This window comes from Pseudomonas sp. 13B_3.2_Bac1 (assembly GCF_025466205.1).
GTDB classification, from domain to species: domain Bacteria; phylum Pseudomonadota; class Gammaproteobacteria; order Pseudomonadales; family Pseudomonadaceae; genus Aquipseudomonas; species Aquipseudomonas fluorescens_H.
This window is the reverse complement of record NZ_JANLOG010000117.1, coordinates 183,434-205,413: the sequence shown is the minus strand read 5'-3', so window position 1 is coordinate 205,413 and position 21,980 is coordinate 183,434. Positions and strand designations below refer to the sequence as shown.

The following is a 21,980-nucleotide window of genomic DNA, read 5'->3' as shown; positions in this document are numbered from 1 at the left end:
TGACCGATCATGAATCCAAAGGAAAACTACCTGCATGAGTTCTTCAGGATCTTCTTCGCCAACAAGCAACTGGTGAAGCGCGTCTTCCTGATCTTTGCAGTCATCGCGTTGGTACTGCCGCTGGTGCTCAAACAGAGCTTCGATATCACCGCCCAGGTGATCGTGCAGTCGAAAAAACTCTCCCAGGGTGACGCCACCACGTCACTGACGGTCGATAACGCCACCTTCATTCCGCCGTCGCTGGCGGACATGGAAACCGAGAGCAATATCCTGCGCTCGCCCGCGTTGATCCGGCAGACCATCAGTGAGTTGCGCGACAAGGGCGAATACAGCCCACCGGTCGGCATGTTCGCCAAACTGGTCGGCGATCCGTTCCGCCGTTATGTCACCTCACCCCTGCGCCAATACGTGATCAACCCGCTGCGCAACATGCTCGGGCTGGAGACCGATCCGGTGCGCGATACCGTGCTCGACGGCCTCACTCAACAGGCCCTCGACAGCCTGAAGATCGAGACCCTGCCCGGCTCCAACGTGATCTCGATCGTCTACAGCTTCCCCGATCCGCATCAAGGCACGACGTTTGTCGCCACCCTGCTGCAGAACTATCTGGTGAGCCGTCAGGCGCTGCAATCGATCGACCTGCCGCAATCCTTCTACGAAACCAAGAAGCACCTGTATCAGGTGCGTCTCGATGGACTGGAGGGCAATCGCCAGGCGCTGCTGGAAAGCGTCGGCTCGTCCGATCCGAAGGAAGAAATCACCTTTCGCCTGAACGCGATCAACACCGAAGAGCAAGCGCTGAACCTGTACCAGGATCGCCTGTTGCAGAGCCAGCGCTGGCTTGAATACCTGAAAACCGCATTGGCCGCCGCCAGCACCAACAAACTCAACGACTACACCTTCCCCTACACCTTCACCACCACCGTCGACAACGTGGCGTTCGAGGATCGGGAAGTCAAACAGTTGGGCGAGCAACTGACCACCCAGGTCAGCCGCTACATGAATGACCTCGCGGTGTTCCAGCCCGGCAGCGAGCCGATGCTGCTGACCCGCGAGCAGATCGCCCGCACCCGTCAGCAGTTCCTCAAAGTGGTGAGCAACCGCATTCAGGAACGCACCAACGACCTGGCCGTGGTGCAACAGGTGATCGATCAGAAAACCGCGCGCATCGCCGACTTCAAGAACCGCATCCACACCTTGCAGCAGACCCAGAGCAAGCTGCGGCAGATGGACACTGAAATCGACGCACTGCACACGGCGTTCTCGACCTACGCGCAACGCTTTGCCGAAAGCAGCACCGCCGGTTCACTCAACGATGACCTGTCGAACGCCAAGGTGCTGAGCCCGCCGTTCGAACCGACCGAGCCGGCGTTCCCCAAACCGCTGCTGATCATCCCGTTCGGGCTGTTCACCGGTCTGCTGCTGGCGATTGCTCTGGTGTATGTGCGTGAGTTCTTCGATCACCGTTTCAAACATCCGGCGCAAATCACCCACGAACTGGGTCTGCCGGTGTTGCTGGTGATCAACGACGAAAACGTTCTGCCACGCAATCCGCACAAGAACTGGACCGTGCCAAGCTTCGTGCACTGGGTGCGCAATTGAACACGCCGTCCACCCCGAATGCCGCGCTGCCGATCATTCATTTGCTCAGCAGCGGCGGCTTCTATGGGGCCGAGCGCATGTTGCTCGATCACTGCCTGGCGACACCGGGGCAGCACCAGGTGCTGTGTCTCGATGCACCACCCGCACTGATCGCGCGCTTTCGCGAGGCCGGGGTGGACTGTCGTGGCTGCTCCGGGCTGGGCGAGTTGATGCGCCATCTAAGTGCCCGGCGCAGCGAGCAACCGCTGATCAACACCCACAACTTCAAAGGGCTGTTGTTCGGTTGGGTCGCAGCGACGCTGTTGCGTCTGCCACTGGTCATCACCCAACACGGCTTCACCCCGCGCAGCCGCAAGCAGAAGTTCTACACCTGGCTGAGTCTGCAGTTGTGCCGCACCGCTTCGGTGGACCGGGTGGTGTGCGTGGCCGAGAGCATCGCCGTGCTGCATCGTCAGGCCAGCGTGCAGGCGGAAAAACTGCAAGTGATCCCCAACGGTTTACCGGCCGCCGCCGCGCTGGTCAGCACCGTTGACCGCCAGCGCTGGCTCGCCGGTTACGTCGGGCGTTTGAGCAGCGAGAAAGGCCCGGATCTGTTTCTCGATGCACTGATTCCGCTGTGTCACCAGCACCCGCAACTGGACGCGGTGATGCTCGGCGACGGCCCGGAACGTGAAGCGCTGCAAACACGCATCGACGCCGCCGGATTGACCCAACGGATTCGCCTGCCCGGTTACCAGACCGCCATGCAACCGTGGTGGCAGCAACTGGATGCGCTGGTGATCAGCTCGCGCACCGAAGGCACACCGATGATTCTGCTGGAAGCGATGCAGGCCGGCGTGCCAGTGGTGGCTTTCGCAGTCGGCGGCATTCCCGATGTGCTCGAACACCGCAATAACGGCCTGCTGGCGGCACCCGCCGACAGCTCTGCCCTCGCCCGCCAGCTCGACAACCTGCTGAGCGAGCCGAAGCTGGCCCGGCATTTGTGCGACAACGCAAAGCGTACGCAACAGGATCGCTACGACCTCAAGGCTTTGGCCGAACGCTGGTCGCAGCTGTACATCCGCACGGCACGGGAGGCACGCGCATGATTTTCCCGCTCTCGATCGTCACGCTGCTCGGCTTGGTGTGCATCGGTCTGCTCGCCAGCCCTTATCCATTTCTGGCACCGGGCGCCGTCATTGCTCTGGTGGGTTTCTCGGTGTTGTACCGCAAGCCGACCTGGGGCCTGCTGGGCATCGCCGCGCTGGTGCCGTTCGAAGGTTTCTTCAAGGACAGTTCGCTGTCCGGGAGCAAACTGATCGGTGCCTCGCTGGCGGTGATCCTGATGCTGCAACTGGCCATGCATCAGATTCCCTCCGAGCGTCTGCGCAGCAATATCTGGCGGTTTCTGCTGTGGTTTCTGGTCCTGTATTTCCTCAGCCTGCTCAATACCGATGACATGGGTATGTCGCTGGGGCATCTGCGTGAGCTGAGCGTCGGCCTGATCCTGTTTGTCATCACCCTGCTGATCGGTCGCGAATTGAATCTAGACCTGTTTTCCAGACTGGTGACCCTGAGCGTCAGCGCCACCTGCGCCATGGCGATGTTCTCGACCAAGTTCCAGGATCAGGGCCGCGCCGCCGGTCTGCTCGAAGACCCCAACGCGTTCGCCCTGCTGATCGCCTTCGCCATTCCGCTGGCCCTGCTGCTGGTGATTCGCGGCCCGAACCTGTTGCACCGCTTGTTCTGGGGCGCTTGCTGCGTGCTGCTGCTCGGTGGCATGACCAAGACCGAGTCGCGCTCCGGGCTGGTGGTGGTGGCCTTGAGTCTGTTGATCGGCTGCTGGCACTACCGCGCGCAACTCACCCGGATTCGTCCACGGCACCTGGGTTTCGCCATGCTCGGCGCAGCGATCGTGATTCCGCTGGCGATCTACGCGATGCCCGCCGGTTACATCGCGCGCATTCAGTCCCTGAGCGTGTTGAGCGCCGGCGCCAAGGGCCACGACGACGAATCCCTCGGCCGACGTGCCTCGTACATCGTGGTCGGCGGGCAGATGATCCGCGAGAATCCGCTGCTCGGCTCCGGCCCCGGCACCTTCCCGCTGCACTACGCAACCACCGGCTATGCCAAGGCGTTTTCCGCCAACCGAAAGATCGGCGACCTGTACCGCCGCGCCCACAACACCTACCTGGAAATCTTCAGTGAACTGGGGATTCCCGCCGGCCTGTTGTTCGTCGGCATGCTCGGCCTGGGCCTGTACAACCTGATCCGCGCCCGCGCCGCGTGGATGCTGCGGCGCGATTGGCAGCAGGCGGACCTGATGACCCACCTCGGTGTGAGTTTCCTGTCGTTGACCCTGTTCCTGATGTTCCTCAGCGCACCGAACCAGAAGTACGTGTGGATCATGCTCGCGCTGACCAGCGTGCTGCGCCTCAAGGCCGAGCAAGCGCCACTAACCGAGGCCAGAACATGAGCCGCATCAGCATCATCATCCCGATGTACAACGAGGCCCGGCACATCGGCCGCACACTGCTGGCGGCGCAGAAAGCCGCGCACGCAGCCAATGTCGAGTGCGAGCTGATCGTGGTCGACAACGGCTCAAGCGATGACGGCCCGCACATCGCCCGCCAGTTCGGTGCGCAGGTGCTGGTGCTGCCTGGGCTGCTGATCGGTGCGCTGCGTAATCGCGGTGTCCTGCTGGCAAGCGGCGAGTGGATCGCGTTCATTGATGCCGACGTTGAAATGCCCGAAGACTGGCTCAGGCCACTGTTCGAACTGGAGGAAAGTGGTCAGGCCGATGTGTTTGGTCTGGATCTGCATACTCCCGCCGCTGCGCCGTGGTACGCGACGGCCTGGCAACGGCGCACGCTGCGCACTTCCGGGCAGGCGTCGCACACAGTGGACTGGCTGCCCAGCTCCAACTTGCTGATGCGCCGGCGCTGGTTCGAGAAGGTCGGCGGCTTCGACGAACACCTGCGCACCGGCGAGGACAAGGAATTCACCCTGCGCCTGAACGAGCAAGGCGCGCGGCTGTTGTCGGTGAACAACAACGTGGCCCTTCACTGGGGCTACGAGATGAACTGGCGTGAGTGGATGGGCAAGGAAATGTGGCGTCAGGGCAGTCATCTGCAACTGTTGCGCACCCACGGTTTCAGCCTGCGTCTGCTGCGCTTTCCGCTGCTGTCGCTGATGGCATGGCTGCTGGACTTGCTGGCGATTTCCGCGCTGCTCAACGGCTTTCCGCATCACGCAGCGGTCATGGTGATGCTGACCCTGATTCCGGCGCTGGTGCTGAGCATTCGCCAGAGTTCACGCCATCACGACATTGGCCTGACCCTGCAACTGTGGGGCCTGCACTGGGTGCGTCTGCACCTGGCCGGGGCGGCGCTCATTCTCAGTGTGTGTCATTGGAACGCCAGGAGGCCTGCCCGTGGCTGAATTCATTTTCTGGCTGTGCCTGCTGCTGCCGGTGTACGCCTACCTCGGCTACCCGCTGCTGCTGACCGTGCTGGCGCCGCTGTTCCCGGCCTGGCGCCACAGCCCGACGCCGCCGCTGAACATCAGCATCGTGATCGCCGCGCATAATGAGGCGCGGCACATCGAGCACAAGTTGCGTACGCTGCTGGCGCAGGACTATCAGCCGGCCGGGTTGCAGATCATTCTCGCCAGCGATGGCTCGACCGACGACACCGTGGCCTGCGCGCACAAAGTGATCGATCCGCGCATCACCGTGCTCGATCTGCCGCGCCTGGGTAAAGCGGCGACGCTGAATGCCGGCGTGGCCCTGGCCACTGGCGATATTCTGGTGTTCACCGATGCCGACAACCAGTGGTCGCGGGAAACCCTCGGCTACCTGCTCGCGCCACTCAGTGACCCGAATGTCGGCGCCTGCGCCGGGCACATGGTGATTCCGGTGACGGGCGGTGGCCTGAGCGTCGGCGACAGTCTGTACCGCCACTACGAAGGCTGGCTGCGCCGGGTGGAGAACCGCACTGGCTGCATGGTCTCGGCCGACGGCGCCCTGCTCGCCCTGCGCCGCGAGCTGTTCCAGAGCGTGCCGGCGGAGGTCAATGACGACTTCTTTCTCAGCACCTGTGCACCGGTGGCATTCAAGCGCATTGTGTACGTGCCCGAGGCGCAAGTGATCGACCACGGTGTCGACGAAGCGGACAAACAATTCCGCCGCCGTCAACGCGTCACCGTCGGTGGCCTGCAAAGCCTCGCCCAGCGCAGTGAGCTGCTCAACCCACTCAAACATGGCCTGTATTCGATTGCGCTGATCAGCCACAAGCTGATCCGGCGTCTGGCACCGATCCTCCTGCTGCCGTTGCTGCTGAGCAACTTCTGGCTGTGGGACGACCACGGTTTCTATCGACTGGCCCTGATCGCCCAACTGTTCGGCTACGCCGTGGCGATTGCCGGACTGCTGGATTCACAACACCGGTTACCCAAACCGTTCCGCCTTGCGGCATTCCTGCTGGTGACACTGGCAGGCATGAGCATCGGCCTGTGGCAATTCCTGCGCGGCCACCGTTACGCCCAGTGGAACCCTGAACAAAACCGTTGAGAGGACCGAAGCCATGGCGATCAAACAATTGATAAAACGTACCAGCGGCTGGCTTTACCTCAATTCGCCCGTAGGACGAAACCAGTTGCACGGTGCCGGGGTGATCCTGATGTTGCACCGGGTGCTGGACAACGACCGCGCTGCCGACCTGCCGCACCGCAATGAACTGTGCGTCGGCCCCAAGGCGTTCGATCACCTGCTGGTGTGGCTGCGTCGGCATTTCGATTGTGTACCGCTGATGGATGTCCTGACGCCCGGCTCAGCGCGCGACGAGCGCCCACGGGTGGCGCTGACCTTCGACGACGGCTGGCGCGACAACGCAGTCAACGCCTTCCCGCTGCTGCAGAAGCATCAGGTGCCGGCGAGCATTTTCCTCTCCACCGATTTCATCGGCAGCCGTCAGCGCTTCTGGTGGGAAAGCCTTGGCGAAACCCTGTGGGGCAGCCATGGCGAAAAGACCCGCCTGCACTTGATCGAATGCCTGCACGCGATTCATCACCCGGTGCCGGTGCTGGTCGACGACATTGACGTCGATCGCCGCAGCCTGTCGCTGCTGCATTACCTGCAAAGCCTGAAGAGCCTCGAACCGCAGATGCTCGAACGCCTGACTGACGAATGTCCGCCGGAATCGTTGCCGCAAGCGCTGGACTGGCATCAGGTACGCGCGCTGGAGGCCTCGGGACTGGTGCGCTTCGGCCCGCACGGCGCCAGCCATAAAATCCTCACCGAACTGGACGATGTGCGCCTGAGCGAAGAAATCAGCCGCAGCCGTGAAGCCTTGAACAACGGCTGCAACCGGCCACTGCCGGTGTACTGCTACCCCAACGGCAACAACGACGAACGGGTGCGCAAGCAGATTGCCGCGCACGACTATCCGTTCGCCCTCGGCACTGGCACCGGCATCTATCGCGGCGAAGGCGATCCGCTGAACCTGCCGCGTTTCGGTGTCAGCCAGCGCACCGCGCGTAATCCTGAGCTGCTGTCGTGGCGCATCTTTCGTGGCAACCGGCCATGAGCCGCAGCCACTATCTCAGGCATCTGGCACTGAGTATGGGCACCAAACTGGCGATGATCGCCCTGCGTCTGCTGCGCAACGTGTTGTTGGCGCGGATCCTCGGGCCGAGTGAACGGGGGCTGTTTGCGCTACTCAGCACCTTGCCCGACCTGATCAGCGCCGCCACCAGTGGCGGGTTGAATTCAGCCGTCGGCTATCAGGCCGCCAAGCAACGGCCGATGGGGCTGCTGCTGAGTCAGGTGCTGGTCTTCGGTTGCTTGCTCGCCGGTCTGCTGACCTTGCTGGTGGTGGCGCTGGTGCGTGAGTTCGGCAGTGAGCTGGATGTGACTGTGCAGCTCGGCCTGCTGGCCTGGCTGTTGCTGCTGGCGGTGCCGCTGACCGTGCTGAAAAGCGGTCTGCTGACCCTGCACAACGCCTCCGGCGGCGTGGTCGCGTTCAACGCCTTGCGCCTGACCGAATCGCTGGCGCCGTTGCTGCTGTTTCTCGCGCTGTTCTGGATGTGGAAAAGCGCAGCGCTGGAAGCCGCGCTGATCAGTTGGCTGGCCGGGATCAGCCTGGTGGTGCTGGCCGGTTGGGTCTGGCTCAAACGCGCGCAACCGCTGCAGTTGCAATGGGATCGCGCCAGCCAGAAGGAACTGCTGCGCTACAGCGCGCGCAGCCATCCGGATCTGCTGTTCCAGCAAGTGATTCTGCGCTCGGACTACCTGTTCATCGGCGCCCTGCTCGGCAGCACCGCGCTGGGTCATTACGCCATGGCCAGCGCTGCCGCCGAACTGCTGCTGATCGTCCCGGAAGCGGTGACCACGCCGCTGATGAAGCGCCTGCTGCAACAGGACGAAGGCATGGACAAGGTCACCCCGCTGGCCCTGCGCCTGACCGCCACGGTGATGCTCGCTGCGTGCCTGTGTATGGCAGTGATCGGCAACTGGCTGATCGTCACCCTGTTCGGCATCGCCTACCAACCGGCGTATCCGGCACTGCTAGCGTTGCTGCCGGGGCTGCTCGGCTTGTGCTACGCGAGCATCCTGCGTCTGGACCTGCTGGGGAAAAACCGCCCCGGCACGGTATCGCTGCTGATGGGCCTCGGTGCTCTGCTCAATCTGGCGCTGAACCTGGTGTTGATTCCGGCCTATGGGATCGTCGGCGCGGCGGCGGCTTCGTCAATTGCCTATCTCGCCGTCACCGTGGCGATGCTGGTGCTGTACTGCCGTTTGAGCGGCGTGGCGTTCTGGCAAACCCTGATCATCCTGCCCAGCGACATCACGCCGATGTTGCAAATGCTGCAACGGAAGGCCGCATGAAAGGCCTGGTCCTGCTGCTCGGTCTCGGCCTGTCGCTGGACGCCTTTGCCGCGTCGATGCGCTGGGGCGAGATCCGCGACGGCAGCCTGTACCTGCAAACCGATCGCTCGGACACCGTGACCGTGCGCTGGACACCCGCGTGGCAGGCCGACGCCAACGAAGAGCATCTGTACCTGCTCGACGGCCAGGGCAAATTGCAGGGCGAACGCTTGATCAAGGCCAGCGAAACCCGCGGCACCCAGAGCTGGGCGTTGCTGCCGGGTGCCGCCAGCTATCGCCTGGAAATTCCTGGCTACAGCTTCCGCAATTACCGGGTCGAGCACGACGACCGCACCGTCGCGCTGTTCGAGCCGGCCAAGGTGCATTTCAGCGCCCAGACGCAGAATGGCGACGAGTTGTATTTCAAGGTCGCGCCGGGGGAACACGCGGTGCTCGCCGGCAAGTTTCATGGCGGGGTCAACGCGCTGCAGGTACAACGGGTTGGCGATGACCGGCCACTGACGCTGGCGCTCAAACCCTATCGCGCCTATTGGCAGTTCGATCAACTGGCGCTGCCGGTCAGCGCGCGCGAACAGGTTTGGCGCCTGCGCCTGCAAGGCAGCGGCAAAGCGGCGTTCTGGCTCGACGGCACGGCCAATCGGTTTGCGCAGACTCCGCAGCAACTCAAACCCGTGCGCGAGGAGACCGGCCAGATCCACTTGGCCCTGCACGACAAAATCCTCGGGCGCACCCCGGATCTGGGCATCGCCCTGCCCTACGTGATGCCGCCCGCCGCCAGCCATGCCGCGCTGGATGCGCTGAAACCGACCGCCGCCAGTTACTACAGTTTTGTCGATGTCACGGCGAAGAATCCGCACTTCGAAGACGCGTTTCGTCTGGCTTATCAGGAGCGCTTCGGCATCCGTCAGGACATCACCCTGCTCGCCGGCAGCCAGCGTCAGGCCGATCTGCGCGCCGATGTGCAAAGCAATGGCGGGCTCGACACCTGGCTCGCCGGCACCCGAGCGCTCGGCGGCAAAGGCACGCACTACATCGGTTTTGCCGACGAGCCGAACCTCAACTATTCGAGTTTCGAGCAATACCGGGCGATTTTCACCAGCATGGCCAGACAGGTGCGCAGCGATCCGGCGAATGCCAAGGCCGGCGTGCGCATCGCCATGCCGGCCAGTTCACGGCTGGTCAACGGGCCGTTCGCCGACAACGCGGCAGACAAGCGCGGCATCGACTGGGCGCGGCGCTTGCTCGGCGAGTCCGCCGAGCAGATCGACGCGCTGGCGTGGCACGAATGGATGATCCGCGACCTGCTCGCCACCCGGGTCTACCGCGACAGCGTGCGCCGCGCCGCCGATCTGGTCGGCCTCGACGCCCATGGCCAGCCGCGCAAGGCCTTGCTGCTGGATCAGACCAATCTGTCCAGCGGTTCCAGCCTCAGCCCCTACGATCAGGAGACCCATTACGCCTCGCTGTGGTGGGCCTCGGTGGTGATCAACGCTTCGCAGGACGGTTTGCTGACGATGCTCAACTGGTTTCAGGCCGCCGATGAACCGCAGTACCCCAAGGGCATGATCCGGGTCTTGGGCGCTGAGCGTTTCGAGCTGAAACCGGTGGGGCTGGCCCAGCAATTCATCGCGCAACACTGGCTGCACAAGGTGCTGTGGCTGGAGAACGATGGCTTTGAAGTCGATGTGCTGGCGATGGCCGGCGACGACCAGCGTGGCCTGCTCGGTGTGAACAAGGGCACGCGTTTGCAGCGTGTCGACCTGAGCGGCGCCAAGTGCCCGCTGAACAACGGTGCGTTGCGTTACTTCGGCGCGGACAACCGCAGCCGCGACGCGCCGTTTGCCTGTCGCGCCGGACGCGTCAGCTTCGACTTGCCAGGGGAAACCCTGTTCGCCCTGAGCTGGAGCGCGTCATGAACCCGAATTTCAGACAATGCATGGCGAAAACAAAATTGTGGCGAGGGAGCTTGCTCCCGCTGGGCTGCGAAGCGGCCCCAATACTTGCGACCCCATTGGCGACTGCTGCGCAGCCGAGCGGGAGCAAGCTCCCTCGCCACAGTCGTTCGCCCTGCGATAACGCCGGAGTACAGAACATGGGTACCGTCAGCAAACTCAGCGAACACATCAAACAAAAAGGCCTGCGCGCCACCCTCGGCAAGGCGTGGAAGCACTACGTGTTTTTCCATCAGGAACTGCTGTGGATGGAGCGCGATCTGGTCAGTCCGGTGCCACCGCACAGCCTCAAACCGTATCCGCCACTGCGAGTGGTAAAAATCACCGCCGACAACGCCAGCGCCTTCGCCCGCTACTTCGGCGACCGCGTCGGGACCATGGCCGAGCTGGCCAACGAAGGGCATACCGGGCACATGCACCTGGACGATCAGGGCGATGCCGTGGCGTTCATCTGGGGCAGCGCGCGGGACTACTTCGACCGGCATTACTACGGCTGCCTGTTCCCGGTGAAACCCGGCGAGTTCTTCGAATTCGGCGGCGAGCTGACCCGCTCCTACTGGGGCACCGAACTGTCAGTGGACCTGCAACTGGAACTGTGGAAAGCCATGGCGGCCCAGGGCTGCGACAAGGTCGTGGACGTCTGCGAGTTCCACAACATCCCGGCGCTGAAACTGCACCTGCGCATGGGGTACACCGAGCAAGGCCGGATCATGAACGTCTACACCCTGTTCGGTCGCTGGCGCTTCTACCGCGAAACCCGCTACAGCGGTTCGCGACTGGATGCGCTGCGCAAACCGTCCCGTCCACCTGTCACAGCAACGGCGGTCTGAGCCTATGCCGGCGCGATTCGAATGGCGCACTTCGCTATGCGCCGCCGACTTCCCGGCAGCAGCCTATGAAGCGCTGCGCCTGCAAGTGACGGACCACACGCCGTTCAACCACCTGGGCTGGTTGTGCGCGGCCGAGCAGGCACTCGACGAGAGTGAGCGCCTGCACATCCTGCTCGGTTGGGAAGCGGAAGAATTGCGTCTGTGCCTGCCGCTGGTGGCGGGCCGCGAGCGTTTTGCCGGAGTGCCGTTCCGCGTGCTGCACCACTTGGGCCATCCGCTGGCGGACCGGCTGGCGCTGTTGTCATTGCTCAAGGGCGAGGACATGCGCGAAGCCTTGCGCCTGATCCACCGACAGCTGCCGCACGCGCTGCTGCAACTCAACGAATTGTCCGAGCCTGCGGGTGAAGAAAGCGTGCTCACCGAATGGATGGCCCACAGTTCTACAGGCGAACGCCGTCTCAGTTGCCGGGTGCCGGTGCATCTGATCAGCGACGCCGATCATCAGGAAGTCTCCGGTGACCCGCGCTACAAGCTGCGGCGGGCGCGCAAACGGATTGCCGCGTGTGGCGCCCAGGTGCGGCGCATCACTCCCGACGCGCTGAGCATGGGTCCGCTGTTGCAGGCGATCAGCGAAGTCGAAGCGGTGAGCTGGAAAGGCGACGAAGGCGTGGGGATTTTCGCCAGCGAACGCAGTCGGCAATGGATCGAACGCGCCTTCACCGCCCTCGCCGGCCAGGGACTGGTGCGGGTGGTGACGCTGGAACTCAACGGACGTTGCATCAGCTATCGCCTCGGGCTGCTCGAACAGGACCGACTCTACGATTACAACCTCGCGTTCCTGCCGCAATACGCCGATCTGGGCAGCGGCCGGGTGCTGCTGGAGGAGTGGATTCGCTGGGGGCTGGACGAACATTGGCGCTGGATCGATGCCTCGCGGGTCAGTCTGGAAAACTCCAGCCACCAACTGCACGAACGCATGACCGGACAACTGGAACACTGGCGCTGGAGTTTCTATTCCTGGCGCCCCAGCGGGATGTTGCTGGGGCTGGGGTTGCGGCTCTGGCATCGATTGAAACCGACGGTGCAGCAATGGCGAACGCGGCGTGCAGCCAAACCGGCATCGCCCACCCCACCTGTCGTCATCACCACGGAGGGCGATCATGCCTCGCCAAGTCATAGTCAACGCTGACGATTTCGGGTTGAGCCCGAACGAAAACGCGACGATCTTCGCGGCGTTTCAGGCCGGGGTCATCAGCTCGGCCACAGCCATGGCCAACATGCCGGCGTTCGAAGCAGCCTGCGCGATGGCCCGGCATCCGTCGCTACAAGGTCGGGTCGGGTTGCACTTCAACCTGACTTACGGCCGGCCGTTGAGCACTTCGATCCTGCGCAGTCGTACCTTCTGCGATGGCCACGGCGTGTTCGATCTGAGCCTGCCGCGCCACAGTCTGTGGCTGAGTCGCGAAGATCGCGATGCGGTGCGTGAGGAGTTGCACGCGCAGTGGCAACGCTGTGTCGAACATGGCGTGCGGCCGAGCCACATCGACTCGCATCAGCACGTGCACAACATCTGGCCGATCGGCGAAATCGTCGCCCGGTTTGCCGCCCGGCAAGGCGTGCCGATTCGCCTGGCACGCAACCTGGGGCAGAACCTCAGTCTGCCGAAACGCCTGTTCAAAGGTTTGCTCAACTGGCGCTTGCAGACTCTGGCCGGGGCCACGGCGGACTACGTGTGTACCCCGGTGGATCTGCGCAACGACCCCGCGCCGACCGACGGCGTGCTGGAAATCGTTGCCCACCCGAATCAGCTCGGGAGCGATTTCGGTGATGCCTATCTCAACCCCGGAGAATCCCTGAGCCGCGTGCTAGAGCAGCAGCTGCCGGGCGTTCCACGGGTTTCCTATGCCGATCTGAACAAGGACTTTCTACGCGGTGCCGCGGCACTCGATCGACCTACATAACTTGCAATACTTTCGAAGATGGCGCTTCGAAACGGCATTGCAGGTGTGATCTATACCCACAAAAGCAACATCCACTACACCGGGCCTCGGCCACGGAGGGCAACATGAGTGTTATCGAAAAACTGCGCGAACGCATTCGTCAAAAAGGCCTCGGCCGTGTCTTCGCCACCCTCTGGAAACGCTACGTGTTCTTCCACTGGGAGCTGCTGTGGATGGAGCGCGATCTGGTCTCCCCGGTGCCGCCGCACAAGCCGCGCCCGTACGAAGGTTTGCGCAAAGTCGATATCACCCAGCTCAACACCGGGGCCTTCGCCAAACACTTCGGCGACCGCGTCGAAACCATGGCCGAACTCGCCGCCGAGGGCCACACCGGGCACATGTACCTCGACGGCGACGGTCACGCGGTGGCGTTCATCTGGGGCAGTATTCGCGACTACCACGACCGCCACTATTACGGCTGCTGGTTCCCGGTCAAACCCGGTGAGTTCTTCGAATTCGGAGGCGAAATGGCCCGGCCGTATTTCGGCACCAGCCTGTCGGTGGACGTACAAGTCGCCCTCTGGGAAGCCATGGCCGCCCAGGGCTGCCACACCGTCGTGGACACCTGCGAAACCCGCAACATCCCGGCGATGAAGCTGCACCTGCGCATGGGCTACCACGAACAGGGGCGCATCACCCACGTCTACGGCCTGTTCGGCCGCTGGCGCTTCTACCGCGAAAGCCGCTATGACGGCTCACGCCTGGAACCACTGCGCAAACCGGAACGGCCGGTGGTGAGTGCGCCGGCGCAGGCGTGATTCAATCGTAAAAGCGATGGTGGCCATTCGGCCGCCATCGCGAGCAGGCTCACTCCTACAGTGGATTTGTGTACGACACCATTCAACTGTAGGAGTGAGCCTGCTCGCGATGAGGCGGGAAGTCATTCGTTATGTTCTTTGCGTAATACACGACTTTGCCCACAACCAAAAAAGAATCGCCCTCCTGCCCTAAAGTTTATGCCTGACTGTTGCCAATGGCGTGATCAAGTAAATTGGTGCAAAAACAGAAGGGAGCAGAAAGTTGAGCCACAAACTCACCAGCCTAGAGATGCCGTCATTACTCGTAGATGTCGCGGCAATTCGTGAATATCTGAAGCAAGTGCTAAGCAATGACGACGATGAAGAGTTGCTTCGAGCCATCGGCTATGTGGCAGAGGCTTGCTCGAACATTCGAAGGGATCAAACGGCCAGAGTTGGTTCTGATTCTTTCAGCCAGACTTGAAACCTTATCGACGCCTTCGCGAGCAAGCCCGCTCCCACAATGGATTTGTGTACGACGCAGATCCAATGTGGGAGCGGGCTTGCTCGCGAAAAGGCCGGTTGGATCGATGGAAAGCTTCAGGTCTTGCTGGCGACCAGGGTGAAGCACAGCGGCATCTGCGCTGGCTGATTCAGGTACTGGTCATACACCTCTTCGCGGTTCGAATGCGCATACTCCTTGAAGTGCGCGATGTTCAGCCCCGCCGCGATGGCACCGCTGATGATGGCGCCGAGGGTGTGCACGAACCAGTAGGACTTGGCAGCCTGCTGCTCGACCTTGCCCACGTAGACGATCGGTTCTTCCTGCACGAATGGTTCGGCGCGGAAGTAGGAGCTGGCGAGGCGGTACGGGTCTTCGGCGTCGGGATCGACCATTTCCAGAAACGGATGGGTTTCGTAGATCACCAGTTTGCCGCCCGGTTTGAGAGTCAGCGCGACATGGCGGAAGAACTCGCCGATGTCGGGCATCCAGTTCAGCACGCCGATGGTGATCAGCGCCACGTCGAAGCGGCTGTGCAGCGCGGCCGGCAGGTGATGGATATCGCTTTCGATGAATTCGCCGTTGTACGGCGAGCGCTGATTCAGCTCGCGGGCCTGTTCGAGAAACGCCTCCGATTGATCGACGCCGACCACACTGCGCGCGCCGAGGGCAAACAGCGACAGGCTTTCGCGGCCGTTGTTGCAACCGAGTTGAATCACCTCTTTACCGTCGACGCCGACCTGCTCCAGCAAGCCGCGCAAGGTATCGTCGAGGCAAGAGAAATCAGCCTGGGACACGTCGTTCAACAGCGCTTGCCATTCGGCCGATTCACGGTGGTGGCGAGCAGAATCGTTCCACGCCTGTCGATTGCTGGCGATGGCGGTTTTATTGTTGGGCACTTCCATGGCGCACTCCGGGCGATGCTCGTGATTGAGCGGCCACGAGTCTAGAACAGCTCGGCAATTCGGGTTGTTGCGAACTTGTAAGCCAACCCACAGTGCCATTGTGGGAGCGGGCTTGCTCGCGAAGGCGGTGTATCCGTCAGCATGGATATCGACTGACACGACCTCTTCGCGAGCAAGTCCGCTCCCACACTTTTGGCGTGGTCACATCTGGTTGAGGCGTTCGCGCAAAAACTCGACCAGCGCCTGCACCGGGCGCGAAGCCTGGCGATGTTGCGGATACACCGCCGACAAGGTCAACGGTTCTGTGCGGTAATCGTCGAGGACCGGCACCAGTCGCCCATCCTTCAGCGCCGCGCCAACGATGAACGTCGGCAGATAGGTAATCCCCATCCCCTGCACCGCCGCATCGCGCAGCAACTCGCCATTGTTCACCCGCATGCGCCCGGTGACGTTGACCAGCAGCGGCTTGCCCTGCCCCGCATTGAAGCGCCACTGCACCGAACGACCGTGGCCGTACGGCAGGCAGTCGTGGCTGTGCAGGTCTTCGGGATTGAGCGGTGTGCCGCGTTCGGCCAGATACGCCGGGCTGGCGCAGTACACCCGTTCGATGGCGGCGATGCGCCGCGCAATCAACGTCGAGTCTTCCAGCACACCGATGCGCAGCGCCAGGTCATAACCTTCGCCAAGCAGGTCCACCGGGCGATCGCTCAAATCCACCTCCACGGTGACCTCGCGATAGCGCTGCAGGAACAGCGGCAGCAGGCATCCCAGATGCGCCACGGCAAACGACAGCGGTGCACTGACGCGAATCGTACCGCGCGGCTCGGCGGTCTGCCCGGCGATGCCCTGCTCGACCTGTTCCACTTCGCCCAGCAGGCGTAGCGCCGATTCGTAGTAGCTCTGGCCCAGTGGCGTGACATCGAGGCGTCGGGTGGAACGGTTCAACAAGCGCACACCGAGGCGCTCTTCGAGCTGCATCAAACGGCGGCTGACGAACTGCTTGGACAGGCCCAACTGATCGGCCGCGGAAGTGAAGCTGCCGGAGTCCATGACCTGGCAAAAAATACGCATGTCTTCGAACGGGTTCATTGTCACTCTCTGGTAGACAGTCAAACGCTTTATAGCCGCTTTTTCACTTTTCGACAGCTCATTAATCTGTGTTCACGGTTTGAGAACAGCCCGACACAACACCAAAAACTTTCGAAAAAGGAATTGAGCATGAACATCAAAAAGACCCTGACCGCATCCCTTCTCGCCCTCTCCGTCGGCAACGCTTTCGCCGCTGGCAGCCCGGGTGTCGAACACACCACCCAGGCCTTCCTCGAAGCCCTCGCCGCCGGCGGTGGCAAACCGCTGGAGCAACTGAGCCCGAAGGATGCCCGTGCAGTGCTGACTGGCGCTCAGGCGTCGGTGAAAGTCGACCTGTCCGGGGTTGAAGTCAGCGACAAGGCGATCACCGTCGATGGCCAGACGATCCACCTCAAAGTGGTGCGTCCAGCCAAGGTCAAAGGCCAGTTGCCGGTGTTCATGTTCTTCCACGGTGGCGGTTGGGTGTTGGGCGATTACCCGACGCACCAACGCTTGATTCGCGATTTGGTGGTCGGTTCTGGAGCGGTCGCGGTGTACGTCGATTACACGCCGTCGCCGGAAGCGCAGTACCCGACAGCGATCAACCAGGCCTACGCGGCGACCCAATGGGTGGCTGAGCATGGCAAGGACATTGGCGTCGACGGCAAGCGTCTGGCGGTGGCCGGCAACAGCGTTGGCGGCAACATGGCCGCGGTCGTGGCGCTGATGGCCAAAGAAAAGCAGAGCCCGGCCGTGCGCTTCCAGCTGCTGATGTGGCCGGTGACCAATGCGCAATTCGACGACGCGTCGTACCAGCAATTTGCCGAGGGCCATTTCCTCACTAAAGGCATGATGCAATGGTTTTGGGACAACTACACCACCAACCCGGCCGAGCGTGCGCAGATCCACGCCTCGCCGCTCAACGCCAGCAGCGACCAGCTCAAGGGCCTGCCCGCCGCGCTGGTGCAGACCGCCGAATTCGACGTGTTGCGGGATGAAGGCGAAGGCTACGCGCGGCATCTGGATGCGGCCGGAGTGGCGGTGACCTCGGTGCGCTACAACGGGATGATTCATGACTTTGGCTTGCTCAATCCGCTGAGTCAGATTCCGGAAGTGAAAGCGGCCGTGCGGCAGGCGGCGGCGGAGTTGAAGACGCATCTGAACTGAGGCCCCCTCACTCGCCACACCTGACGGTGCGGCGAGTTTTTTGCCTGACCACATTCCGTGGCGAGGGAGCTTGCTCCCGCTGGGCTGCGCAGCGGCCCCAAAATTGTGTGAGCGCTGCGCACTCAAGCGGGAGCAAGCTCCCTCGCCACAACAGCGCTCATCATCGTGGAGCACATCATGTCCATCCTCCTCACCCACCCACTGTCCTGGAGCGCCGCCCTGCTGCTCCTCGACGCGTTGCTCTGGCACCTCGCCCCGTTCCAGCATCGCGCACCGAGAGTCGGCATTCGCCTGGCGCTGTTTCTGGCGTTCAGCGCACTGATCATCAACGCCGAGATCAGCCCGTTGCAGGCGCCGCTGTTCGCCGATGACCGGGTGATGCAACTGGGCGCGACGGCGCTGGGGATTGTCTGGTGGCTGTACGCCGCGCGCGTATTGACCGAAGTGATCGGTCTGGCGCTGATGCGGCGCATCGGGCACAGCGGTCGGCTGTTGCAGGACGTGATCGGCGCGCTGGTGTTTCTGGCAGCGATCGTCGCGGCCGCCGGTTACGTGCTGGAGCTGCCGGTCAAAGGTTTGCTGGCGACCTCCGGGGTGGTGGCGATCGTCGTCGTTCTGGCGCTGCAAAGCACCTTGAGCGACGTGTTTTCGGGGATCGTGCTCAACACCACCAAACCGTATCAGGTCGACGACTTCGTGGTGATCGACGGTGTCGAGGGCAAGGTGCTCGACATCGACTGGCGCGCCACACACCTGCTGACCAGCACCGGCACCCTGGCGGTAGTGCCGAACTCGGTGGCGGCCAAGGCGAAGATCGTCAATCTCAGTCGTCCGAGCAACCTGCACGGCGTCTCGATCAGCCTCAAGGTGCCGAATCACATTCGCCCACGACGGGTACTCGACGCCCTCGACCGCACCCTGCAGGGCAGCAGCAGCCTGCTGCTCAATCCGCCGCCCAAAGCCGTGTTGAAAGAGGCCGGTGAGGAGATGTCGGAGTATGTCGCCAGCGGTTTCATCAGTGAACTGAGCAACAAAGGCGAAGTGCGCAATCAACTGTTCGACCTCGCCCACCGGCATCTCGAAGCCGCAGGTATTTCCCGTCACCCTGATGGCGTGATCGAACCCTCGACCCGCGCCCGCGCGTTGCTCGATGAAGTGAAAGTCTTTCGCTCGCTGAGCCATGAAGAACGTGATCGCCTCGCCGAATCAATGGTCGCGCAGCAGTACGTGGCTGGTCAGGTGGTGCTGGATCTGGATGAAGTCCCCGACAGTCTGTTTGTCATCGCCACTGGCGTGGTCAGTGCGACCGTGCCCGATGGCAACGGCCAGACCGAGGCCGGGCGCATGGGGCCGAGCGAGGTCATGGGCGAACAGAGCATCCTCGCCGATACGCCGTCGCAAGCCACGTTCACCGCGCTGACCTCGAGCATCATCTACCGCCTCGACAAAACCCTGGCGCGCCAATGCATGGAGCAGCGCAGCGAAGTCGGCCAGGCGCTGAACAAATTGCAGGCCGTGCGACAGCAGAGCAGTCGGCTGGCGTTGATGGCCAAACCGGTGGCGGTGCGCAAGGGTGGTTTTTTGGGTTGGCTGCAAAAGCGCTGATGCGAGAGCAAGATCAAGAGCCCCCCTCACCCCAACCCTCTCCCCCAAGGGGGCGAGGGGGAAAGGGAGCCGATCTCCGTGTACTTCAATTTCGGAGATCGGCTCGGTATTGCAGGTCGGCGTATCGCGAACAAACCCCTCGGTCAGTCCCCTCTCCCTCTGGGAGAGGGCTAGGGTGAGGGGCTTCAGGCATCACTTGGCCGTGAACTTGGTGTAGCTGTTGATCAGGTTGCGGTAGTTCGGCAGGCGCTCGGACAGCAGATGCGCCAGGCCTTCCATGTCGTTGCGCCAGTCACCCTGCAGCTCGCAAGCCACCGAGAACCAGTTCAGCAGGTGGGCACCGGCCGCCGACATCCGCGCCCACGCCGCTTGCTGCACAGTGGTGTTGAAAGTGCCGGACGAGTCGGTGACCACGAACACTTCATAACCTTCGGCGATGGCCGACAAGGTCGGGAACGCCACGCAGACGTCGGTCACCACACCGGCGATGATCAGTTGCTTGCGGCCGGTAGCCTTGATCGCTTTGACGAAGTCTTCGTTGTCCCAGGCATTGATCTGGCCTGGACGCTGAATGAACGGCGCGTCCGGGAACTGCTCGCGCAGCTCAGGCACGATCGGGCCGTTCGGACCGGCGTCAAAACTGGTGGTGAGGATGGTCGGCAGCTTGAAGAACTTGGCGATGTCGCCCAGCGCCAGCACGTTGTTCTTGAACTCGTTGGGGGTGAAGTCCTGCACCAGCGAGATCAGACCGGTCTGGTGATCGACCAGCAGCACGACCGCATCATCTTTGTTCAGACGCTTGTAGGGAACGCTCATGGGAAACTCCTTGGGTGGATGTTGCAAGAAGCGCCGGGCCGGTTGGCCGGCGCTTTTTTGTAGGGATCAGAAAGCGAAACAGGAACAGCCGAACGCGCCCCAGAAACCGGCGAAGTCGCTGACCGGTGCGTTCGACAGTCGGGCTTTTTCATGGCTGTGCGAGTGCACCGCGCAGGCACCGACACACTGGTGCACTTGCGCCTGCAACGGCGAGTTCGGCCGCCAGTGGCCCGGCACCTTGACCACCGGTGACCAGTCCGGCAGCACAGGGATCGAGCGTGGGCCGAGGTCTTCGAAATCGCCGGCGGCGTAGACGATCTTGCCGCCGACCACGGTCAGCACCGACTCGATCCACTTGATTGCTTCTTCCTCGACATGGAAAAAGTCCGCGCTCAGCGCCGCCAGATCCGCCAGTTGCCCGACCTTGATCTGGCCCTTGTTGCCCTGCTCCGACGAGAACCAGGCGCTGCCGTGGGTGAACAGTTCCAGCGCGGTAGTGCGTGGCAGACCTTCTTCGTACAAGGCCAGACCGCCGACGGTGCGGCCGCTGACCATCCAGTACAGCGAGGTCCACGGGTTGTAGCTGGACACCCGCGTGGCATCGGTGCCGGCGCCTACTGGCACGCCTTCGGCAAGCATGCGTTTGATCGGCGGCGTGGCTTCGGCGGCTTTCGCGCCGTAGCGGTCGACGAAGTATTCGCCCTGGAACGCCATGCGATCCTGAATCGCGATGCCGCCGCCCAGCGCCCTCACCCGCTCGATGTTCTGCGGGGTGATGGTTTCGGCGTGGTCGAAGAACCACGGCAGACCATTGAATGGAATGTCGCGATTGACCTTCTCGAACACGTCGAGCATGCGGCTGATCGATTCGTTGTAAGTGGCGTGCAAGCGGAACGGCCAGCGCTGCTCGACCAGATGGCGCACCACCGGTTCCAGCTCCTGCTCCATGGTCTGCGGCAGGTCCGGGCGCGGTTCGAGGAAGTCTTCGAAGTCGGCGGCGGAGAACACCAGCATCTCGCCGGCACCGTTGTGCCGCAGGTAATCATCGCCCTGGTGCAACTTGACACTGCCAGTCCAGTTCTGGAAATCAGTCAGCTCTTCTTTGGGCTTCTGGGTGAACAGGTTGTAGGCGATGCGCACGGTCAACTGGTCATCCTTGGCCAGTTGCTCGATCACCTGATAGTCATCCGGATAGTTCTGGAAACCACCGCCGGCATCGATCGCGCTGGTCAGGCCGAGGCGATTGAGTTCGCGCATGAACTGCCGGGTCGAGTTGACCTGATATTCCAGCGGCAGCTTCGGCCCCTTGGCCAGCGTCGAGTACAGAATCATCGCGTTGGGTTTTGCCACCAGCATGCCGGTCGGATTGCCGTTGGCATCGCGGACGATCTCGCCGCCCGGCGGGTTCGGCGTGTCGCGGGTGTAACCGGCGACGCGCAGCGCGGCGCGGTTGAGCAGCGCGCGGTCGTACAGGTGCAGAACGAACACCGGGGTGTCCGGTGCCGCCTGGTTGAGTTCTTCGAGGGTCGGCATGCGTTTTTCGGCGAACTGGAATTCGTTCCAGCCACCCACCACGCGTACCCATTGCGGAGTCGGCGTGCGGTCGGCCTGCTCCTTGAGCATGCGCAGCGCATCGGCCAGCGACGGCACGCCTTCCCAACGCAGTTCGAGGTTGTAGTTCAGGCCGCCACGGATCAGGTGCAGGTGCGAGTCGTTGAGACCGGGGATCACGCAGCGACCGTGCAGGTCAATCACTTGCGTGGCCGAACCACGCAGGGCCATGGCCTGGGTGTCGTTACCGACGACGACAAAGCGTCCGTCCTTGATCGCCACCGCACTGGCCAGCGGCTTGCTGCGGTCTACGGTATGAAATTGGCCATTGAACAGAATCAGATCGGCGTTCATCGCAGTTCCTTTCGAGTAGATGAATG

19 protein-coding genes are annotated in these 21,980 nt (G+C 62.6%); 15 read left to right on the top strand and 4 right to left on the bottom strand.

All coding sequences use genetic code 11. From position 1 onward, the window contains the following. Positions 1-9 precede the first annotated feature (9 nt). The 13 genes from NTD85_RS20230 (at position 10) to NTD85_RS20170 (ending at position 14,470) form a co-directional block, all read left to right on the top strand. On the top strand, positions 10-1,602 hold the full coding sequence (locus tag NTD85_RS20230) for a GumC family protein (protein ID WP_262143031.1): 1,593 nt from the start codon (positions 10-12) through the stop codon (positions 1,600-1,602). Then, positions 1,599-2,690, top strand: coding sequence for a glycosyltransferase family 4 protein (locus NTD85_RS20225; RefSeq protein WP_003226293.1), 1,092 nt, complete (start codon positions 1,599-1,601; stop codon positions 2,688-2,690). The genes NTD85_RS20230 and NTD85_RS20225 overlap by 4 nt, the downstream gene beginning before the upstream one ends. Next, the gene (locus tag NTD85_RS20220; RefSeq protein WP_262143030.1) at positions 2,687-4,057 is read left to right on the top strand and encodes an O-antigen ligase family protein; all 1,371 of its coding nucleotides are present in this window, start codon (positions 2,687-2,689) and stop codon (positions 4,055-4,057) included. The genes NTD85_RS20225 and NTD85_RS20220 overlap by 4 nt, the downstream gene beginning before the upstream one ends. Further along, the gene (locus NTD85_RS20215; protein WP_262143029.1) at positions 4,054-5,022 is read left to right on the top strand and encodes a glycosyltransferase; all 969 of its coding nucleotides are present in this window, start codon (positions 4,054-4,056) and stop codon (positions 5,020-5,022) included. The genes NTD85_RS20220 and NTD85_RS20215 overlap by 4 nt, the downstream gene beginning before the upstream one ends. Beyond that, complete coding sequence (locus NTD85_RS20210; RefSeq protein WP_262143028.1) at positions 5,015-6,151, top strand: glycosyltransferase family 2 protein; 1,137 nt, start codon at positions 5,015-5,017, stop codon at positions 6,149-6,151. The genes NTD85_RS20215 and NTD85_RS20210 overlap by 8 nt, the downstream gene beginning before the upstream one ends. Before the next feature lie 13 nt (positions 6,152-6,164). After that, complete coding sequence (locus NTD85_RS20205) at positions 6,165-7,166, top strand: polysaccharide deacetylase family protein (protein WP_262143027.1); 1,002 nt, start codon at positions 6,165-6,167, stop codon at positions 7,164-7,166. Continuing rightward, positions 7,163-8,467 (top strand): lipopolysaccharide biosynthesis protein, encoded by a 1,305-nt coding sequence (locus tag NTD85_RS20200; RefSeq protein WP_262143026.1) that lies wholly within the window; start codon positions 7,163-7,165, stop codon positions 8,465-8,467. Before NTD85_RS20205 ends, NTD85_RS20200 begins: the two co-directional genes overlap by 4 nt. Beyond that, entirely contained in the window at positions 8,464-10,383 is a 1,920-nt protein-coding gene (locus NTD85_RS20195) for a hypothetical protein (protein WP_262143025.1), read from the top strand. Before NTD85_RS20200 ends, NTD85_RS20195 begins: the two co-directional genes overlap by 4 nt. A 176-nt stretch (positions 10,384-10,559) precedes the next feature. Next, entirely contained in the window at positions 10,560-11,249 is a 690-nt protein-coding gene (locus NTD85_RS20190) for a GNAT family N-acetyltransferase (RefSeq protein ID WP_226500073.1), read from the top strand. A gap of 4 nt (positions 11,250-11,253) precedes the next feature. Further along, positions 11,254-12,438 (top strand): GNAT family N-acetyltransferase, encoded by a 1,185-nt coding sequence (locus NTD85_RS20185; RefSeq protein ID WP_262143024.1) that lies wholly within the window; start codon positions 11,254-11,256, stop codon positions 12,436-12,438. Continuing rightward, positions 12,410-13,210 carry a ChbG/HpnK family deacetylase gene (locus NTD85_RS20180; RefSeq protein WP_262143023.1) on the top strand — a complete coding sequence of 267 codons (801 nt, stop codon included), beginning with the start codon at positions 12,410-12,412 and terminating at the stop codon, positions 13,208-13,210. Before NTD85_RS20185 ends, NTD85_RS20180 begins: the two co-directional genes overlap by 29 nt. A 104-nt stretch (positions 13,211-13,314) precedes the next feature. Further along, entirely contained in the window at positions 13,315-14,007 is a 693-nt protein-coding gene (locus tag NTD85_RS20175; protein WP_262143022.1) for a GNAT family N-acetyltransferase, read from the top strand. A 262-nt stretch (positions 14,008-14,269) separates the two neighbouring features. Beyond that, positions 14,270-14,470: a transcriptional regulator gene (locus tag NTD85_RS20170; protein ID WP_262143021.1), complete on the top strand. Its 201-nt coding sequence runs from the start codon at positions 14,270-14,272 to the stop codon at positions 14,468-14,470. Positions 14,471-14,586: 116 nt separating this feature from the next. On the opposite strand, the gene NTD85_RS20165 is transcribed toward NTD85_RS20170, so the two are convergent. Together NTD85_RS20165 and NTD85_RS20160 are read right to left on the bottom strand one after the other, a co-directional pair. Next, complete coding sequence (locus NTD85_RS20165; RefSeq protein WP_262143020.1) at positions 14,587-15,393, bottom strand: class I SAM-dependent methyltransferase; 807 nt, start codon at positions 15,391-15,393, stop codon at positions 14,587-14,589. Between the two features lie 201 nt (positions 15,394-15,594). Beyond that, positions 15,595-16,482 carry a LysR family transcriptional regulator gene (locus tag NTD85_RS20160; RefSeq protein WP_262143019.1) on the bottom strand — a complete coding sequence of 296 codons (888 nt, stop codon included), beginning with the start codon at positions 16,480-16,482 and terminating at the stop codon, positions 15,595-15,597. Between the two features lie 129 nt (positions 16,483-16,611). Here NTD85_RS20160 and NTD85_RS20155 point away from each other — a divergent pair, with 129 nt between their 5' ends. Together NTD85_RS20155 and NTD85_RS20150 are read left to right on the top strand one after the other, a co-directional pair. Then, positions 16,612-17,628, top strand: coding sequence for an alpha/beta hydrolase (locus NTD85_RS20155; protein ID WP_262143018.1), 1,017 nt, complete (start codon positions 16,612-16,614; stop codon positions 17,626-17,628). Between the two features lie 177 nt (positions 17,629-17,805). After that, positions 17,806-19,233, top strand: coding sequence for a mechanosensitive ion channel family protein (locus tag NTD85_RS20150; RefSeq protein ID WP_262143017.1), 1,428 nt, complete (start codon positions 17,806-17,808; stop codon positions 19,231-19,233). A gap of 192 nt (positions 19,234-19,425) precedes the next feature. Here the strand turns inward: NTD85_RS20150 and ycaC are convergent, their stop codons facing one another. Next, a complete protein-coding gene (ycaC, locus tag NTD85_RS20145; RefSeq protein WP_003226320.1) occupies positions 19,426-20,049 on the bottom strand; it encodes an isochorismate family cysteine hydrolase YcaC in 624 nt (207 codons plus the stop codon). Positions 20,050-20,115: 66 nt separating this feature from the next. Further along, on the bottom strand, positions 20,116-21,954 hold the full coding sequence (locus tag NTD85_RS20140) for an amidohydrolase (RefSeq protein ID WP_262143016.1): 1,839 nt from the start codon (positions 21,952-21,954) through the stop codon (positions 20,116-20,118). Positions 21,955-21,980 lie beyond the last annotated feature (26 nt).

Bases quoted from the DNA above. Each gene is read 5' to 3' on its own strand.
- NTD85_RS20230 (WP_262143031.1), top strand. From the start codon at position 10: ATGAATCCAAAGGAAAACTACCTGCATGAGTTCTTCAGGATCTTCTTC.
- NTD85_RS20220 (WP_262143030.1), top strand. From the start codon at position 2,687: ATGATTTTCCCGCTCTCGATCGTCACGCTGCTCGGCTTGGTGTGCATC.
- NTD85_RS20215 (WP_262143029.1), top strand. From the start codon at position 4,054: ATGAGCCGCATCAGCATCATCATCCCGATGTACAACGAGGCCCGGCAC.
- NTD85_RS20205 (WP_262143027.1), top strand. From the start codon at position 6,165: ATGGCGATCAAACAATTGATAAAACGTACCAGCGGCTGGCTTTACCTC.
- NTD85_RS20200 (WP_262143026.1), top strand. From the start codon at position 7,163: ATGAGCCGCAGCCACTATCTCAGGCATCTGGCACTGAGTATGGGCACC.
- NTD85_RS20195 (WP_262143025.1), top strand. From the start codon at position 8,464: ATGAAAGGCCTGGTCCTGCTGCTCGGTCTCGGCCTGTCGCTGGACGCC.
- NTD85_RS20190 (WP_226500073.1), top strand. From the start codon at position 10,560: ATGGGTACCGTCAGCAAACTCAGCGAACACATCAAACAAAAAGGCCTG.
- NTD85_RS20185 (WP_262143024.1), top strand. From the start codon at position 11,254: ATGCCGGCGCGATTCGAATGGCGCACTTCGCTATGCGCCGCCGACTTC.
- NTD85_RS20180 (WP_262143023.1), top strand. From the start codon at position 12,410: ATGCCTCGCCAAGTCATAGTCAACGCTGACGATTTCGGGTTGAGCCCG.
- NTD85_RS20175 (WP_262143022.1), top strand. From the start codon at position 13,315: ATGAGTGTTATCGAAAAACTGCGCGAACGCATTCGTCAAAAAGGCCTC.
- NTD85_RS20165 (WP_262143020.1), bottom strand. From the start codon at position 15,393: ATGGAAGTGCCCAACAATAAAACCGCCATCGCCAGCAATCGACAGGCG.
- NTD85_RS20160 (WP_262143019.1), bottom strand. From the start codon at position 16,482: ATGAACCCGTTCGAAGACATGCGTATTTTTTGCCAGGTCATGGACTCC.
- NTD85_RS20155 (WP_262143018.1), top strand. From the start codon at position 16,612: ATGAACATCAAAAAGACCCTGACCGCATCCCTTCTCGCCCTCTCCGTC.
- NTD85_RS20150 (WP_262143017.1), top strand. From the start codon at position 17,806: ATGTCCATCCTCCTCACCCACCCACTGTCCTGGAGCGCCGCCCTGCTG.
- ycaC (WP_003226320.1), bottom strand. From the start codon at position 20,049: ATGAGCGTTCCCTACAAGCGTCTGAACAAAGATGATGCGGTCGTGCTG.
- NTD85_RS20140 (WP_262143016.1), bottom strand. From the start codon at position 21,954: ATGAACGCCGATCTGATTCTGTTCAATGGCCAATTTCATACCGTAGAC.